The 2,747-nt window shown below is 74.5% G+C and carries 1 protein-coding gene; it reads left to right on the top strand.

Annotation, left to right across the window (positions count from 1 at the left end; translation table 11 throughout):
• Window positions 1–197: 197 nt before the first annotated feature.
• Entirely contained in the window at window positions 198–2,669 is a 2,472-nt protein-coding gene (gene ligA, locus ACFRCR_RS18230) for an NAD-dependent DNA ligase LigA (protein ID WP_377679569.1), read from the top strand.
• Window positions 2,670–2,747: the final 78 nt, after the last annotated feature.

Genomic DNA, 2,747 nt, shown 5'->3' with positions numbered 1-2,747 from the left:
GTCCTCCAGCGCGGGGGCGCTGCTCGGCGTCCGGGCAGGTGGGGGACGCCTGCCGTGCCCGACGGCGGAGCCCACCTCGTGCGCCCCCGGCGCGGGTCCCCGAGGTGGGTCGGTGGGCGCGGGCGAGCGGCGCCACCCGGCAGGACGCGCCGCCGGCGGGACGCGCGGCTGTCGGTGGGGCGAGCGATGATGGGCACGTGAACGACGCCACCCCGCCGCACCCCGCAGCCAGCCCCGACAGCACGAGCACGGCCCTCGCGGCCGCGGCCTCCGACACCGCTGTCGCCCCCGATGCCGCCCCGGCACTGGACGAGGCCGGCGCCCAGCGCCGCTGGGCCGAGCTCGTCGCCCAGGTCGAGGCCGACCAGCGGGCCTACTACGAGGCCGACGCCCCCGTGTCGTCCGATGCCGAGTACGACGCCCGCATGCGCGAGCTCGAGGCGCTCGAGTCGGCGCACCCGGCCCTCCAGACCCCCGAGTCGCCCACGCAGCGCGTCGGCGGGCGCGCCGCGACGGGCTTCGCGACCGTCGAGCACCTCGAGCGCATGCTCTCGCTCGACAACGCGTTCTCCGAGGAGGACCTCGCCGCGTGGGCCGCGCGTGTGCACCGGGATCTGGGCGTCTCGTCCGAGGCCCCCGTGGAGTACCTGTGCGAGGTCAAGATCGACGGCCTCGCGATCGCCTTGCTGTACGAGCGGGGGCGTCTCGTCCGGGCGGCGACCCGTGGCGACGGGCGCACGGGTGAGGACGTCACGGCCAACGTCCGTACCATCACGACCATCCCGCAGCAGCTCGCGGGCGACCCGGCCACGCACCCCGCGGTGATCGAGGTCCGGGGCGAGGTCTTCCTGGGGGTCGAGGACTTCGCGGCCCTCAACGAGGCGCTCGTCGCGGCCGGGCAGGCGCCCTACGCCAACCCGCGGAACACCGCGGCCGGCTCCCTGCGCCAGAAGGACCCGGCCGTGACCGCGAGCCGCAACCTGCGCATGTACGCGCACGGCGTCGGGGCTCTCCAGTGGGAGGAGGGCGAGCACGCCGAGCTCGGTCGCCAGTCCGACGCGTACGCGCTGTTCGAGCAGTGGGGCATCCCCGTCTCGCCGCACAACCGGGTCGTCGACGGGCTCGCGGGCGTGCAGGAGATGATCGCGTACTTCGGCGAGCACCGGCACGACATCGAGCACGAGCTCGACGGGATCGTCGTCAAGGTCGACGAGCTCGCGCTCCAGCGCCGCCTCGGGGCCACGAGCCGCGCACCGCGCTGGGCCATCGCCTACAAGTACCCGCCCGAGGAGGTCAACACCCGCCTGCTCGCGATCCAGGTCGGGGTCGGGCGGACCGGCCGGGCAACTCCGTACGCCGTCATGGAGCCCGTGCTCGTCGCGGGCAGCACCGTGCGGCAGGCGACGCTGCACAACCAGGACGTCGTGCGCGCCAAGGGCGTGCTGATCGGCGACGTCGTGGTGCTGCGCAAGGCCGGGGACGTCATCCCGGAGATCCTCGGGCCGGTCGTCGCGCTGCGCGAGGACGGCGTGCAGCGTACGGAGTTCGTCATGCCGGCCGAGTGCCCCGAGTGCGGGACGCCGCTGCGTCCCATGAAGGAGGGCGACGTCGACCTGCGCTGCCCCAACGCCGAGAGCTGCCCGGCGCAGGTCCGCGGGCGCGTCGAGCACATCGGCTCCCGCGGCGGCCTCGACGTCGAGGCGCTGGGCGAGGTCACCGCGGCCGCGCTCACGCAGCCCTACGAGCCTGCCGAGCCGCCGTTGCGCACCGAGAAGAACCTGTTCGGGCTCACGGTCGATCAGCTCGCCCCGATCCGTGTCGTCGTCCGCGACCCGGAGACCGGGCTGCCCCGGCCTTTCGAAGGGGTGGGGGAGTCGGGCGAGGTGGAGATGTCCGACGGCTCGGTGCTGCTGGCCAAGGTCGTCCGGCCGTTCCAGAAGGTCGCCGCCCGCACCTACCCGCCGGGGTTCGAGGACGCGACCCCCGCCGAGCGCCGGGCCGCGGGCGTCCGCAAGGACTTCCCGGTGTACGGCCCGTCGACCACCGCGCAGACGCTCGTGGACGAGCTGCGGATCGCGCGGACCAAGGATCTGTGGCGCATCCTCGTGAGCCTCAACATCCGGCACGTCGGGCCGGTCGCCGCCCGGGCCCTCGCGGAGTGGTTCGGGTCGCTCGACGCGATCCGGGCCGCGAGCCGGGAGGAGCTCGCGGCGGTCGAGGGCGTCGGGCCTGTCATCGCCGACGAGGTGCTCGCCTGGTTCGAGGTGGACTGGCACCGGGAGATCGTCGAGACCTGGAAGCAGGACGGCGTCCGGTTCGACACCCCGGGTCACCCCGGCCCCGGTGCCCGCCAGCAGCCGACGGGCCCGCTCGCGGGGCTGACCGTCGTGGTCACGGGAGGCCTCGAAGGGTTCTCGCGCGATGGTGCCAAGGAGGCGATCCTCACCGCAGGGGGCAAGGCCTCGGGGTCGGTGTCCAAGAAGACGGACTACGTGGTGGTGGGGGAGAACGCGGGCTCCAAGGAGACCAAGGCCCGGGACCTGGGCCTGCGCATCCTCGACGAGGCGGGGTTCGTGGCGCTCCTCGCGGGCGGACCGGCGGCGGTCGGCGACGCGCCGGAGCCCGAGGACTCGGACGCCGAGGTCGCCGAGGGGCCGCCGGCTGACTGACCGTCCGTACGGTCCGGCTGGCGCCGGCCGTCGAGAGAGTGGTCTCGCGTCGAGGTAGAGAGCCGCAGCCTCTACCCC

It is taken from the genome of Oerskovia sp. NPDC056781 (assembly GCF_042789955.1).
In the GTDB taxonomy this organism is placed as follows: domain Bacteria; phylum Actinomycetota; class Actinomycetes; order Actinomycetales; family Cellulomonadaceae; genus Oerskovia; species Oerskovia rustica.
This window is presented reverse-complemented; position numbering and strand designations above follow the sequence as displayed.